We start from the raw sequence: 14,461 nt of genomic DNA, 5'->3' as shown, positions 1-14,461 counted from the left end.
CCCCCCCCCCCCCCCCCCCCCCCCCCCCCCCCCCCCCGGCCCTGCAGAATGCCCTGTCCGGTGCTTATTCGCTGGCGAAAATGTTGCCCAGCTTGTCCATCTTCTCAAGCGCCATGCCGGAGCCGCGAACCACGCAAGTGAGCGGATCGTCCGCCACGATGACCGGCAGGCCGGTCTCTTCCATCAGCAGGCGATCAAGATCGCGCAGCAGCGCGCCGCCGCCGGTCAGCACCATGCCGCGTTCGGCGATGTCCGCGCCCAGTTCCGGCGGGGTCTGCTCGAGCGCGGTCTTGACGGCAGAGACGATGGAGTTGAGCGGATCGGCGAGCGCTTCGAGGATCTCGTTGCTCGAGATCGTGAAGCCGCGCGGGATGCCTTCGGCAAGGTTGCGACCCTTGACTTCCATCTCGCGCACTTCCGAACCGGGGAAGGCGGAGCCGATTTCCTTTTTGATGTTCTCGGCGGTGGTTTCGCCGATCAGCATGCCGTAGTTGCGGCGGATGTAGTTGACGATGGCTTCGTCGAACTTGTCGCCGCCAACGCGCACCGAACTGGCGAACACCGTTCCGCCCAGCGCGATGACGCCCACTTCGGTGGTGCCACCGCCGATGTCGACCACCATCGAACCGGTTGCATCCGCAACTGGCAGACCGGCGCCGATCGCCGCAGCCATCGGCTCCTCGATCAGGAAGACTTGCGAGGCGCCCGCGCCGAGGGCGGATTCGCGGATCGCGCGGCGCTCAACCTGGGTCGAACCGCAGGGTACGCAGATGATGATGCGCGGGCTGGGTGCGAGCATCGACGACGGATGCACCTTCTTGATGAACTGCTTGAGCATCTGCTCGGTGACGGTGAAGTCGGCGATCACGCCATCCTTCATCGGGCGGATCGCGGTGATGTTGCCCGGCGTCTTGCCGAGCATCTGCTTGGCTTGCGCGCCGACGGCCTGGATCGTTTTCTTGGCGTTCGGGCCGCCTTCGGTGCGGATGGCGACGACAGACGGCTCATCGAGCACGATGCCGCGTCCACGGACATAAATCAGGGTGTTGGCGGTGCCGAGGTCGATCGCGAGATCGTTCGAAAAATAAGAGCGCAGAAATCCGAACATGTCTTGAAGAATCCGTGTTTGTGTGGGGCTGCCCGGTGGCGGTGCGGGTGCGTCCTTGTGACGCATGACCGGTTGCGGGTATCGCAAACCGGGGCGGCTTTCCGGCAGGGGGCGACCTCCTGCGCTGCCGCATGCCGTTGTTGAACGGCGCCCAGCACCCGTCCGGCTAGGGCGGGTAAAGGGTCTATGATAACCTATTCAATTCCTTGTTTTGAATGAAATTCCGGCCATGTCGCTGACCCACGACGACGTTCACCGCATCGCGCGGCTCGCCCGCCTTGAGCTCGACGATCAGGAGGCCGCGGCCTCGCTGGAGAAACTCAACGGGATCTTCGGCCTCATCGAACGCATGCAGGCGGTGGATACCGCCGGTGTCGAGCCTTTGTACCACCCGCAGGCGTTGGCTCAGCGCTTGCGCGAAGATCGCGCCACCGAAACCGATCGCAGAGACGCCTATCAGGCCGTCGCACCGCAGGCTGAGGACGGGCTCTACCTCGTACCCAAAGTGATCGAATAAAAAGGGGCTGTCATGCGGCTGCGCAGACTGGGCAAGACCGGTTTTGAGGTGTCCGAACTCGCGCTCGGCACCTGGCAGGTGGGCGGGCGCTGGGGCGATGCGTTTTCCGACGCGAACGCCGAGGCCATCCTCCATCGCGCGATTGAATCCGGGATCAACTTCATCGACACCGCCGACGTGTATTCCGGCGGCTTGTCGGAAGCTGCGGTCGGCCGGGTCGTGCGCGCGCGCAGCGAGCGCGTGTTCGTCGCAACCAAGTGCGGCCGCCAGATTTCGCCGCATGTGAATGCCGGTTACACCGTTGAACGCCTGCGTGGCTTTGTCGAGGCGAGCCTGAAGAACACCGGGCTCGAAGCGCTCGATCTGATACAGCTTCACTGCCCGCCGACCGAGGTGTTCTACCGCCCCGAGATCTTCGGCCTGTTCGACGATCTCAAGCGCGAGGGCAAGATCCTCAACTTGGGCGTCAGCGTCGAGAAAGTCGAAGAGGCCTTGAAGGCGATCGAGTTTCCGAACGTCACGACGGTGCAGATCATCTTCAACATGTTCCGCCACCGCCCGGCCGGCTTGTTCTTCGAGCAGGCAGCCAAGCGCGATATCGGCGTGATCGTGCGGGTGCCGCTCGCCAGCGGGCTGCTGTCGGGCAAGTTCTCGGCCAGCACGCAGTTCGGCGCCGAAGACCACCGCCAGTTCAATCGCGATGGCGCCGCCTTCGACAAGGGCGAAACCTTCTCCGGCGTGCCCTACGACTTGGGTCTGCAGGCGGTCGAGGAACTCAAGCGGGTGTTCCCGGACCACACGCCGCTGGCGCTATGGGCGCTGCGCTGGGTCTTGATGTTCCCGCAGGTCGGCTGCGTCATTCCTGGCGCCTCACGCCCCGAACAACTCGATGCCAACCTCGCTGCGACTGGCCTGCGTGCGCTCAGCGACGCCGAGATGGCGGCGGTGCGCGACATCTACGAACGATTGATCAAGCCCTCGGTTCACCACCTCTGGTGATTCGGCGGCGCTGCTTTACGGAACCCGAACGTGCTTGAACTGAGCCTCAATCAGCTTGCTGCCGGCCTCTCGGCAAAACAGTTTTCCTGCGTCGAGCTGACGCAGACTTTCCTGGATCGCATCGCCGCGCTGAACCCGGCGCTCAATGCCTTCATCACCGTCGATCGTGACGGCGCGCTGGTGCAGGCGGCTGCAGCCGATGCCGCGCGCGCAGCCGGGGCAGTGGGTCCGCTTGCGGGCATCCCGATCGCGCACAAGGACATCTTCTGTACCGAAGGCGTGCTGACGACCTGCGGTTCGAAGATGCTGGAGAACTTCGTCAGCCCGTACGACGCCACGGTCGTCGCGCGCCTCAAGGCGGCCGGCACCGTGATGCTCGGCAAAACCAACTGCGACGAATTCGCGATGGGCTCCACCAACGAGAACTCCGCCTACGGCGTGGTGAAGAACCCGTGGGATCTGTCGCGCGTTCCGGGCGGTTCGTCCGGCGGTTCGGCCGCAGCCGTGGCGGCGCGCCTGGCGCCAGCGATTACCGGCACCGACACCGGCGGCTCGATCCGCCAGCCGGCGTCACTGTGCGGCGTAACCGGCCTCAAGCCGACCTACGGCGCGGTGTCGCGCTGGGGCATGGTGGCTTACGCGTCTTCGCTCGATCAGGGCGGCCCGTTTGCGAAGAGCGCCGAAGACTGCGCGCTGCTGCTCAACGCCTTCGCCGGCTTCGACGAAAAGGACTCGACCTCGGCCGAACGCGAGACCGAGGACTACACCCGCCTGCTCGCGAAAGTGCCGGCTGACCCGGCCAAGCCCTTGGCTGGCGTGCGCCTGGGCGTGCCGAAGGAATACTTCGGTGATGGCCTCGCGGCCGACGTGCGTGCTGCAATCGAAACGGCCATCGTTGAAATGGAAAAGCTCGGCGCGGTGCGGGTTGAGGTGAGCCTGCCGCAGACCGAACTGGCGATTCCCGCTTACTACGTGATCGCGCCGGCCGAGGCCAGTTCCAACCTGAGCCGCTTCGATGGCGTGCGCTACGGACACCGTGCCGCGCAGTACAAAGACCTGATGGAGATGTACTGCAAGAGCCGCGCGCAGGGCTTCGGCCGCGAAGTGCAGCGCCGCATCATGGTCGGCACCTATGTGCTCTCGCACGGCTACTACGACGCCTACTACCTGCAGGCGCTCAAGCTGCGCCGCCTGATCGCGCAGGACTTCTCGGCTGCGCTCGCGAAGTGCGATGTGCTGCTCGGCCCGGCCAGCCCGACCACCGCCTGGCCGATCGGCCAGATGGCCGACGACCCGGTGCAGATGTACCTCGCCGATATCTACACCGTCGCGATCAACCTCGCCGGCCTGCCTGCGATGTCGATTCCCTGCGGATTCGGCGCGGGCGGCTTGCCGGTGGGCTTGCAGATGATCGGCAACTACTTCGACGAGGCGCGCATGCTGGAGATCGCACACCGCTTCCAGCAGGCCACCGACTTCCACGCCAAGGTACCGGCGCTGTGAAATCGCTGTCTCACCACAAAGATGCAAAGGGCCACGAAGGGCCACCAAGAAGGATGATTTTTTCCTTTGTGGCCCTTCGTGCTTCTTGGTGCCCTTTGTGGTGAAGGGATGACTAGCTCATGAAGCTCGAAATCTGGCTCGCCTTCTTTGCCGCCGCCTGGGCGATCAGTCTCTCGCCCGGCGCGGGCGCGCTCTCGTGCATGACGGCCGGGCTGCGCTACGGTTTTCGCCGCGCGGTGTGGAACATCTTTGGTCTGCAACTGGGCGTGTTGCTGCTGGTGGCGATCGTCGCGATGGGCCTGGGGGCGGTGCTCGCGGCCTCGCAACTCGCTTTCGATGCGATCAAGTGGTTTGGCGTCGCGTACCTCGTCTGGCTCGGTGTGCAGCAGTGGCGTGCCGAGCCGCGGCCGATGGTGGCTGACGCGAACGGCGAGCTCGTGCCGGTGCGCCGCCGTGCGCTGATGCTGCGCGGGTTCCTCGTCAATGCCAGCAACCCCAAGGGCATCATCTTCATGCTCGCGGTGCTGCCGCAGTTCATCGATCCGCACGCCGCACAGGCGCCGCAATACTTCATCTGCGCCGGCACCCTGCTGTTCACCGACATGGTGGTGATGAGCGGCTACACCCTGCTCGCCGCCAAGGTGCTGGCTGCCCTGCGCGATCCGAACCATATTCGCTGGACCAACCGTTTCTTCGGCACACTGTTCATCGGTGCCGGTCTGCTGCTCGCCACCTTCAAACGCGGAGCGGCCTGACGCATGCGGTGGAATCAATTCGGCGCCGGCACGGCGGTATTGCTGGTTGTGCTGCTCGGTTCCTGTGCGACCGAGCAGAAACCTGGCCCGCTTGAGCCCGGCGAAGTGTTCGAGAAGGCGAAGCCGCCCGTGGTGCCGGAACGCGCACCCGCTGGCAAGGGCGCGGATCGCCCGCTGCCGGCAGCCCCCACCAAGGCAACCCAGCCGACGCCGCCCTTGCCGGCTGTCGGACGGCCGAAGAAGCCGATGGAAGCCAAACCGCTGACCGCAAAGTACCGCTGCGCCGCGCACGACGAACGCCATCACACGGCGCAACTCGATGTCGAGGTGGCCGATGGCAACGTGGGATACCTGCGCGCGCGGCTTGCCACGCCGCAAGGCGGCGTGTGCGAATTCGCGCTGCCGGATTTCGCGCAGACCCAGCGCATGCCCTCGGTGGAGCTCAAGGCGCGCTTCGGGCGCTGCACGCTACGGATGTGGGAGCAGGGGCCCAAGGTCACGCTGGCCTTCAGCAACTGCGAGCAGTACTGCAAGCCTTCATCGACGATGGACTACATCCTGCCGGTGCTCTACGACCGGCGGGTCAATCGATGCAATTGAACTGGAAAGCCTCGGCCGCGTGTTTTCGCGGTCGGGCGGTTTGACTGGAAACGAACATGAGCAGAGCCGACTGGGAAGTCGTTATCGGGCTGGAAACACACGTTCAGCTCTCGACGCAATCGAAGATCTTTTCGGGTAGCTCGACCGCCTTCGGCGCCGAGCCCAACCGCCAGGCCGCGGCGATCGACATCGCCTTGCCGGGTGTGCTGCCGGTGCTGAACAAGGGCGCTGTCGAACGCGCGATCCGATTCGGTTTGGCGATTGGTGCCAAGGTGGCGCCGCGCTCGATCTTCGCGCGCAAGAACTACTTCTACCCCGACCTGCCGAAGGGCTACCAGATCAGCCAGTACGAGCTGCCGGTGGTGGAAGGCGGCACGATCACGGTGCAGGTGGGCGAGGGCGACAACGCCTACGAGAAGGTGATCGAGCTGACCCGCGCGCACCTTGAAGAAGACGCTGGAAAGTCGCTGCATGAAGACTTCCACGGCATGTCCGGCATCGACCTGAACCGCGCCGGCACGCCGCTGCTGGAGATCGTGACCGAGCCGGTGATGCGCTCGTCCGACGAGGCCGTCGCCTACGCCCGCGCGCTGCACGCGCTGGTGCGCTGGATCGATATTTCCGACGGCAACATGCAGGAAGGCTCCTTCCGTTGCGACGCCAACGTATCGGTGCGCAAGAAGGGCACCGAGAAGCTCGGCACCCGGCGCGAAGTGAAGAACCTCAACAGCTTCCGCTTCCTGAAGGAAGCGATCGAAGCCGAGATCGCCTACCAGATCGAAACGCTGGAAGACGGCGGCACGATCCAGCAAGCCACGGTGCTGTTCGACCCGGATGCCGGTGAAACCCGCGCGATGCGCAGCAAGGAAGACGCGCATGACTACCGCTACTTCCCCGACCCCGACCTGCTGCCGCTGGTGATCTCCGATGACTGGATCGCCCGCGTGAAGGGCGAGATGCCCGAGTTGCCGACCGCGCTGCAGGCGCGCTTCCGCGACGCGTACCAGCTCTCCGCCTACGATGCCGCCACGCTGACCGCGAGCCGTGAAATGGCGCAGTACTACGTTGACACCGTTGCTGCGGTGGGCGCCGCGTCGGCCAAACCGGCCGCCAACTGGGTCATGGGCGAGTTGGCGGCGCGCCTGAACAAGGAAGGCCGCGACATCACCGACGCGCCGGTCAAGCCAGCGCAACTCGCCGGCATGCTGGCGCGTATTGCCGATGCAACGATCTCGAACTCTGCGGCCAAGAAAGTGTTCGACGCCCTGTGGAACGGCGAGGCTGCGAGCGCTGACGAGGCGATCGAAAAGCAGGGCCTCAAACAGGTCACCGACCTCTCGGCGATCGAACCGATCATCGACGAGGTGCTCGCTGCCAACCCGAAGTCGGTCGAGGAATTCCGTGCCGGCAAGGAGAAAGCGTTCAACGCGCTGGTCGGCCAGGTGATGAAGGCCAGCCGTGGCAAGGCTTCGCCGGCGCAGGTTAACGAGTTGCTCAAGCAGAAGCTCGGCGCAGCCTGATGCGGCCCGCGCTGCTGGTCATCGACGTGCAGTGCGGTTTGTTCGACGACGCGCCGCGGCCCTTCGAGGCGGATCTCGTCGTCGCGCGCATCAACGCGCTGGCGGCCAAGGCGCGCACGGCCGGCGCGCCGGTGGTGTGGATCCAGCATGAACGCGCCGAGGGTTTGCTGGCGCACGGCTCGGAAAGCTGGCAGCTCGAATCACAACTGCAAACGCAGGCGGGCGATTGCTTCGTCCGCAAGGCTACGCCGGATTCCTTCCTGCGCACACCCTTGGCCGACCTGTTGGCCGAGCGCGGCGTCGACCATCTGGTGATCTGCGGCTACGCCACCGAGTTTTGCGTTGATACCACCACCCGCCGCGCGATGGCGCTCGGCTACCCGGTCACGCTGGTGGGCGATGCGCACACCACGCACGACAAAGCGCACGCCAGCGCTGAAACGATTCGCGCACACCACAACGCCACGCTGTCGTCGATCTCCAGTTTCGGGCCGCGCACGGCCGTGCTCGCGGCCGATGCGGTGGTGTTCGAGGGTGCGTCGCGCGGAGCCCACCCGGACTGATCACCCGGGCGGCGCCCGATCGCGACATAGCGCCTCACCCGTCCGGTGATCCCTCAGGCGGACGCGTCGCCGCCTTGTGCGCGCCGCCGCGCGAAGTCGACGAACCATGCAAGGCTCTCGGGGTTGGCCATCGTGTCGGGGTTGGCGACCTTTTCGATTGGCTGACCCATCAGCAGCTTCTTGATCGGCAGTTCCATCTTCTTGCCCGACATCGTGCGGGGAATTGCAGCGACCTGGAAAAGCTCGTTCGGCACATGCCGGGCTGATAGCGCGTGCTTGATCCGCTCGCGGATCCGGGCATCGAGTTCGGGCGTCAGCGTCGCGCCCTCGCGCAGCACGACGAAGAGCGGCATGTAGGATTCCTGGCCAAGGTATTCCAGATCGACGACGAGGCTGTCGACCACCTCAGGCAGGTCTTCCACCGCGCGGTAGAGCTCGCTCGTGCCCATGCGGATGCCGTGGCGGTTGATCGTGGCGTCGGAACGGCCGTAGATCACCACCCCGCCGCGCGGCGTGATGCGCACCCAGTCGCCATGCCGCCAGATGCCGGGATACACGTCGAAGTAGCTGTCGTGGTAGCGGCGCCCCGCGTCGTCGTTCCAGAAATACAGCGGCATCGATGGCAGCGGCAGGGTGCAGACCAGTTCGCCTACTTCGTCGCTGAGTGGCTTGCCGGCTTCGTCGAAGGCTTCGATGCGGGCGCCAAGGAAGCGGCACTGCATTTCGCCACTCACCACCGGCAGCGTCGGCACGCCGCCGACGAAGGCGCTGACGATGTCGGTGCCGCCCGAGATCGGGTTGATCCAGATGTCCTGGCGCACCGCGTCGTACAGCCACTGGTAGTTTTCAGGCGAAAGCGGCGAGCCGGTGGAACCCAGCCCGCGCAGAGTCGAGAGATCGGCAAGTGCGTTCGGGTGGATATCCGCTTTCTGGCACGAGGCATAGAAGGCGGCACCGGCGCCGAAGAAGCTCACGCGCGCTTCCCCGGCAAAGCGCCACAGCGCGCCCAGATCCGGGTAGCCGGGGCTGCCGTCGTAGAGGCAGATCGTGGCGCCCACCAGCAGGCCGGCGATCTGCGCGTTCCACATCATCCAGCCGGTGCTGCTGAACCAGTGGTAGCGGTCTTGCGGGCCCAGGTCCAGATGCAGCGCGGCGAGCTTCACATGCTCGATCACCACGCCGCCCTGGCCGTGCACGATCGGCTTGGGCAGACCGGTGGTGCCCGACGAGTACACCACCCAGAGTGGGTGGTCGAAGGCCACGGGTTCGGGTGCGAGCGCCGCCTGCTTCTGGGTGGCCGTTGCCCAGCTCTTGACTATGCGTAAGCCCGACGGCGGTGTATCGGCCGCCAGTTGCGGCAGCAGGATCAGGTGCTCAAGCGTTGGCAATTCGGCCAGCAGCTCGGCTAGCAGTTCGCGGCGGTCGTGCGCCTTGCCGGCGTAGCGGTAGCCGTCCACCGCGAGCATTGCCTTGGGTGCAATCTGGCGGAAGCGGTCGAGCACCGCGACGCGGCCCATGTCGGGCGAACAGATCGACCACACCGCGCCCAGGCTGGCAACCGCCAGAAAGGCGGTGACGGTTTCGGGGATGTTGGGCAGGTAGGCGACGACACGGTCGCCCGGGCCGATGCCCATCGCACGCAGCGATGCCGCCAGCGCGGCGACCTCGGCTTGCAGCGCGGCCCAGGAGACTTCGCGCGTTTCGCCGCTTTCGTTGCGGAACACGATGGCCGGGCGAGCCGCCGTTGCATGGCGGAAAACCTGATCCACATAGTTGAGCCGCACACCCGGGAACCACTGGGCGCCGGGCATCTTCGAATCCACCAGCGCACGGCCGCGCGGCGCCTCGGAACGGATCTCGCTCCAGTCCCACAGCGCTGACCAGAAGGCGTCCGGCTCGTCCACCGACCATTGCCACATCTGCGCGTAATCGGCGAACTGCAGCCCGCGTGTTTGCGCCAGCCAGGTGCCGAAGGCTGTGATGCGGGCCTCGCGGACCATGGCATCGGTGGGGCGCCAGGCGATCTCGTCGTTCATCGGGGTCTCCGTGCGATTCGTCATTGGCGTGGATCTTGGGGGATCTCGCTTGACGTGTCAGGCGCTGCGGCGACTATTTGCAAGCGCTTGCGAAGGTCGCCGCGGCGGTGAGTGCCCCGAATCCGGCGAATCAGTTGTCGCCGTCGAGCAGGCGGCCGAGGCCGCCGAGCATCGAGCCCTCTTCGCGCGATTGACCACCCGCTGCCGGTGCGGCCATCACGATGCGGTTGGCCATGCGCGAGAGCGGCAGCGATTGCAGCCACACCTTGCCGGGGCCACGCAGGGTGGCGAAGAAGAGGCCTTCGCCGCTGAACAGCGCACTCTTGACGCGGCCGACGTACTGGATCGCGAAGTCCACGTTGGCGTCGTAGGCCACCACGCAGCCGGTGTCTACCCGCAGGGTTTCGCCCGGTTTGAGGGTTTTCGACACCAGCGTGCCGCCCGCATGCACGAAGGCCATGCCATCGCCTTCGAGCTTCTGCATGATGAAGCCTTCGCCCCCGAAGAGGCCTGCGCCCAGCTTGCGCTGCAGTGCGATGCCGATCGATACGCCGCGCGCCGCGCAGAGGAAGGAATCCTTCTGGCAGATCAGCGTACCGCCGACATCCGGCAGGTTTACCGGCACGATCTGGCCCGGGAAGGGGGCGGCAAAGGCGACGCGCTTCTTGCTGCTGCCTTCGTTGTGGAAGATCGTGGTGAACAGCGATTCGCCGGTGAGCAGGCGTTTGCCGGCGCCCATCAGCTTGCCGAACAGCCCTTGCTGGGCGGTGGCGCCGTCACCAAAGATGGTGTCCATCTCGATGCCGTCTTCCATGAACATCATTGCGCCGGCCTCGCCAATGGCGGCTTCGCCCGGATCGAGTTCGATCTCGACGAACTGCATCGAATTGCCGACGATTTCGTAGTCCACTACATCCATGGCCATGCTGGTCTCTCCTTGCTTGGATATGTGCTGCTTTAGCGCAGCATCATCTGACGAATGTATTTCACCGGTGCGCTGCCGTAACCGAGGAAGCGCTCATGGAAGGCCTTGAGTGAAAAGCGCTCGCCATCGCGCGTGCGCAGATCTTCGCGCAGCCGGTAGATGCTCGCAAACCCGCTGTAGTAGCTGCTCAGCTGCACCTGGCTGAGTTGTGCGCGCTGCCATTTCTCGTTTGCTTCGGCCTCTTGCTGGAAGGCTTCGTCGCGCAGCAACTGCATCGCTTGCGCTTCACTCATGCCAAGGTTGTGCACCCCGTAGTCGAGGATCGTGTTGCAGGCCACGCGCAGCGCCCATTTGGCGTAGATCAGTTCCATCTCCGGCGCGCCGCCGCCCCAGCCGGATTCAAGCATCATCCGCTCGGCATACACCGCCCAGCCTTCGATCATCGCGCCGTTGCCAAGCAGGCTCTTGATCACGCTGGGCGAGCGGTTGGCATACACCAGCTGGGTGTAGTGGCCGGGCACCGCTTCGTGGATGTTGAGGATCTGCAGCATCCAGTGGTTGTACTCGCGCAGGGTGCTTTCCTGCTCGGCGGCGGGCTTCTCGTCGAGCGGATCGACGTTGTACCAGGTGGTCGCAGCGGGGTCGAAAGGGCCCGGTGCGTCGATCGAGGCACCGGCGACGCCGCGCTTGTGCAGCGGGGTCTCGCGCACGCGCAAGGGTTTGTCCGCATCCAGCGTCAGCAGATCCTTGTCACGCACCCAGGCCTCCAGTTGCGGGATCTGGCGTTTCACTTCGCTGACGAAATCTGCCGCGGCAACATGTTGATCGGAGAGCTTTTCGATCAGGTGGCGGATGCGGTCGAGCCGTTCGGCGGGCAGTGGCTGCTCGGGGAAATACTTGGGCCACAGCTGTGCGGCCAGCGTGTCCATCTTTGCGTGCAGCCGGTCTTTTTCCGCCAGCGCGGCGCGGTAGAGCTGGGTTGGCGTCAGGTCGGTCTGGATGTCGTAGGCGAACTTGCGCGCATACAGCGCCGGCCCGATGCGGAAACTGCGGGCGCCGCCGTTTTCGAGCTGCGGCAGGCTTGCTTCGAGTTGTGCAATCCAGGCGTGTACCGCCTGACGCGCGGCGGACGCGCGGGCGCGAATCGTGGCCTTGTGTTCGTCCGGCAGGCTTGATTGGCCGAGCGCCGATTCAATCGGCTCGCCGAGCAGTGCCAGCACGCCATTACTCTGGCCGATTGCCAGCCGGGTGTGCTCCAGCGTCGGGCGACGCAGGCTGCGCTGCGCCGCTGCGTAGTAGGCCGGCACCTGCGCAAGCCGCGCCGAGATCGCCATCAGCCGTGCATCGAGCGGCGCATAGTCGCGCGTGAGCAGCAGCGAGAAACCCTCGCCGACGTTCCATTCACTCGGGTCCCACTCATGGTTGCGGAACTGGCTGCGATACCACTGCAGGCCGCGCAGGTGGTTGTCGATCAGCGCGCGATCAACGCGGTTCGATTCCGAGAGCTGGCCCACCGGGTGTCGCGCAAGCTGGCCCAGCCACTTCTGCGCGAAGGCGATGTCCGCCGTTGCATCCGGGATCGCGAGCCGCGGGGCATGCTGGTACTGCCCGACTTGCAGCGCCCAGTCCGGGTTCTGCGCGAGCATCGCTTCGACCAGGCTTTGCTTGAAGGCGTCGAAGCTGGCGTCGGCGCGCGAGATCGGCGTGGTGGTGGGGATCGGGGCGGCGTCGGCGGTGGGCGCCTGGGCTGCGGCGAAGAGGCTTGCGATGAGCGCCGCAGCGACTGAGTGGCGGATGTCGTGCTTCACGCTGCCGCCTCCACTTGCACCAGGCAGTCGTAGAAGGTGGCGCCCGCGCCCAGGTCGGTGATGGCCTGCGAGGTTACGGCGTTGGCGTTCTCGCCGTCGCCGGAGAGCTTCTGCCACCAGATCGAGGGTGCGCTGACAACGCCGGCGCGTATGCCCGGCTGTGCGGCGTCTACCCGCAAGGTGGCGTGGAAGGCGCCGCGCGCGTTGAAGATGCGCACGCGCTGGCCATCCGCAAGGCTGCGCGCGGCCGCGTCGGCCGGGTGCATGTCTAGCCAGGGCTTGCCCTCCGCCTTCAGGAAGCGTGGGATGTTGGCGAAGCTGGTATTGAGGAAGTTGCGCGCGGGCGGGCTGATGAAGGCCAACGGGTACTTGGCCGCCAGCGCCGGGTTGGAAGTAGGCCCCTCGCGCGGCGGCACGTAGGTGGGCAGCGGGTCGTGGCCCTGCGCTGCTAGCGTGGCGGCGTAGAACTCGCACTTGCCGGAAGGGGTCGGGAAGCCACCCTTGGCGAAGGGCGCGAAGGGCGTCGGCAGGGCCATGCGCTGGAAGCCGTCGCGTTTCATCGTGTCCCAGTCGAAGCCCTGGTTGCGCGGGTGGTCCTTGCGGAAGGCCTGCGCGGCGATGGCCTCGTCGTCCTCGTCAAAACAGGCCTCGGTGAAGCCCATGCGCTTCGCGAGTTCGCGGAACACCCAGGTGTTGGGCCGTGCCTCGCCGAGCGGCGCGATCGCCGGCACATTGGCCAGCGCGTTCAGGTGGCCGTAGCTCTTGTGCACATCCCAGTGTTCGAGCTGGCTGGTGGCCGGCAGCAGGATGTCGGCGTAGTCCGCGGTGTCGGTCTGGAAGAGTTCGTGCACCACCACAAACAGGTCTTCGCGGCCGAAGCCGGCGCGCACCTTGTTCGAATCCGGGGCGACCGCGACCGGGTTGGAGTTGTAGACCATGATCGCGCGCACTTTCGGGTCGTCGCGATGCAGCAGTTCGTCGCCAATCGTGCTCATGTTGAGCGTGCGCGGCGGGAAGCGCGGGTCTTCGGGGTAGAGATCGGGGCGCTCCAGTGCCGCGCCATCCACCGCGTAGGTGCCGGATGTCGAAAGCAGCACGCCGCCCGCAGCATGGCGCCAGTGGCCGGTCAGCGCCGGCAGACAGGCGATCGCGCGCATCGCGCTGCCGCCGCCGGCGCAGCGGTTGAGGCCGTAGTTGACGCGGATCGCCGCCGGCTTGGCGCTGCCGTATTCGCGCGCAAGCTGTTCGATGTCCGCCGCGGCGAGCCCGGTTTCGCGTGCGGCGCGTTCGGGCGTCCATGCCCTGACGCGCTCAGCGAGCTGATCGAAGCCGAGCGTGTAGTCGCGGATGTAGTCGTGGTCGAGCAGATCATCGCGCACCAGCACATGCATGATCGCCAGCGCCAGTGCGCCGTCGGTGCCGGGGTAGGGCTGCAGGTGCCAGTGGCACTTCTCGGCGGTCTGGGTGCGCAGCGGGTCGATGCAGACCACACGTGCGCCACGCCGCTTGGCCTCCTGCACGCGGCTCCAGAGGTGCAGGTTCGACACCACCGGGTTGGCGCCCCAGATCAGGATGTAAGGCGCGTCGGCGAAGGCTTCCGGGTCGGTGCCCAGCGTTGCGCCGATGGTCGCCTTGTAGCCCTGGAAGCCGGCCTCGGCGCAGATCGTGCGGGCGAGGAAGCTCGCGCCGAGGCGGTGGAAGAAGCGCCGATCCATCGAACTGCCCTGCACCAGGCCCATGGTGCCGGCGTAGCTGTAGGGCGTGATCGCGCGTGGGTCGTCAGCGGCGATGGCCTTGAACCTGGCGGCGATGGTGTCGAGTGCTTCGTCCCAGCTGATGCGTTCAAACTTGCCTTCGCCCTTCTTGCCGACGCGCTTCATCGGGTATTGCAGGCGTTGTTCGGAGTAGGTGCGCTCAAGGTAGAAGGCGACCTTGGTGCATAGCGCGCCGTTGGTGATCGGCAGATCGGGGGCGCCCTGGATCTTGGTGGCGCGGCCGTCTTCGACGGTGACGAGCATGCCGCAGGTGTCGGGGCAGTCGTGGGGGCAGGCGGCGCGCACGACGCGCTTGCCGGCAGTGGGGGTGATTTCGCTCATGGCGCTCGCTTCGGGGGTCGGCCGGCGGGTA

General features: G+C 65.9%; 12 protein-coding genes. 7 read left to right on the top strand and 5 right to left on the bottom strand.

The genetic code is table 11. The features are described from left to right. Positions 1-64 precede the first annotated feature (64 nt). Positions 65-1,108, bottom strand: a complete 1,044-nt coding sequence (locus OPU71_RS07780; protein ID WP_267726966.1) for a rod shape-determining protein — start codon at positions 1,106-1,108, stop codon at positions 65-67. 229 nt (positions 1,109-1,337) lie between these two features. On the opposite strand from OPU71_RS07780, the gene gatC reads away from it, so the two are divergent. The 7 genes from gatC to OPU71_RS07745 all read left to right on the top strand — a co-directional run bounded on the left by gatC (position 1,338) and on the right by OPU71_RS07745 (position 7,565). Then, on the top strand, positions 1,338-1,625 hold the full coding sequence (gatC, locus tag OPU71_RS07775; protein ID WP_267726951.1) for an Asp-tRNA(Asn)/Glu-tRNA(Gln) amidotransferase subunit GatC: 288 nt from the start codon (positions 1,338-1,340) through the stop codon (positions 1,623-1,625). A gap of 12 nt (positions 1,626-1,637) precedes the next feature. Next, positions 1,638-2,624: an aldo/keto reductase gene (locus OPU71_RS07770; protein ID WP_267726949.1), complete on the top strand. Its 987-nt coding sequence runs from the start codon at positions 1,638-1,640 to the stop codon at positions 2,622-2,624. Between the two features lie 30 nt (positions 2,625-2,654). Then, complete coding sequence (gene gatA, locus OPU71_RS07765) at positions 2,655-4,127, top strand: Asp-tRNA(Asn)/Glu-tRNA(Gln) amidotransferase subunit GatA (RefSeq protein WP_267726947.1); 1,473 nt, start codon at positions 2,655-2,657, stop codon at positions 4,125-4,127. Between the two features lie 119 nt (positions 4,128-4,246). Next, positions 4,247-4,882 (top strand): LysE family transporter, encoded by a 636-nt coding sequence (locus OPU71_RS07760; protein WP_267726945.1) that lies wholly within the window; start codon positions 4,247-4,249, stop codon positions 4,880-4,882. Positions 4,883-4,885: 3 nt separating this feature from the next. After that, positions 4,886-5,482, top strand: coding sequence for a hypothetical protein (locus tag OPU71_RS07755; RefSeq protein WP_267726944.1), 597 nt, complete (start codon positions 4,886-4,888; stop codon positions 5,480-5,482). Between the two features lie 56 nt (positions 5,483-5,538). Then, positions 5,539-7,002: an Asp-tRNA(Asn)/Glu-tRNA(Gln) amidotransferase subunit GatB gene (gatB, locus tag OPU71_RS07750; RefSeq protein WP_267726943.1), complete on the top strand. Its 1,464-nt coding sequence runs from the start codon at positions 5,539-5,541 to the stop codon at positions 7,000-7,002. Next, on the top strand, positions 7,002-7,565 hold the full coding sequence (locus OPU71_RS07745) for a cysteine hydrolase family protein (RefSeq protein ID WP_267726938.1): 564 nt from the start codon (positions 7,002-7,004) through the stop codon (positions 7,563-7,565). The genes gatB and OPU71_RS07745 overlap by 1 nt, the downstream gene beginning before the upstream one ends. A 53-nt stretch (positions 7,566-7,618) precedes the next feature. Here OPU71_RS07745 and OPU71_RS07740 read toward each other — a convergent pair whose 3' ends face one another. The 4 genes from OPU71_RS07740 to OPU71_RS07725 all read right to left on the bottom strand — a co-directional run bounded on the left by OPU71_RS07740 (position 7,619) and on the right by OPU71_RS07725 (position 14,430). Further along, complete coding sequence (locus OPU71_RS07740; protein WP_267726935.1) at positions 7,619-9,601, bottom strand: acetoacetate--CoA ligase; 1,983 nt, start codon at positions 9,599-9,601, stop codon at positions 7,619-7,621. A gap of 130 nt (positions 9,602-9,731) precedes the next feature. Next, positions 9,732-10,526 carry a TIGR00266 family protein gene (locus OPU71_RS07735; protein WP_267726933.1) on the bottom strand — a complete coding sequence of 265 codons (795 nt, stop codon included), beginning with the start codon at positions 10,524-10,526 and terminating at the stop codon, positions 9,732-9,734. Positions 10,527-10,558: 32 nt separating this feature from the next. After that, positions 10,559-12,334 carry a DUF885 domain-containing protein gene (locus tag OPU71_RS07730; protein WP_267726930.1) on the bottom strand — a complete coding sequence of 592 codons (1,776 nt, stop codon included), beginning with the start codon at positions 12,332-12,334 and terminating at the stop codon, positions 10,559-10,561. Continuing rightward, positions 12,331-14,430 carry a molybdopterin-containing oxidoreductase family protein gene (locus OPU71_RS07725; protein ID WP_267726928.1) on the bottom strand — a complete coding sequence of 700 codons (2,100 nt, stop codon included), beginning with the start codon at positions 14,428-14,430 and terminating at the stop codon, positions 12,331-12,333. Before OPU71_RS07725 ends, OPU71_RS07730 begins: the two co-directional genes overlap by 4 nt. Positions 14,431-14,461: the final 31 nt, after the last annotated feature.

Source organism: Niveibacterium sp. 24ML, from assembly GCF_026586805.1.
GTDB lineage: Bacteria > Pseudomonadota > Gammaproteobacteria > Burkholderiales > Rhodocyclaceae > Niveibacterium.
Note: the sequence above shows the minus strand (reverse complement) of the source record. Positions and strands in the feature narration are given on the sequence as shown.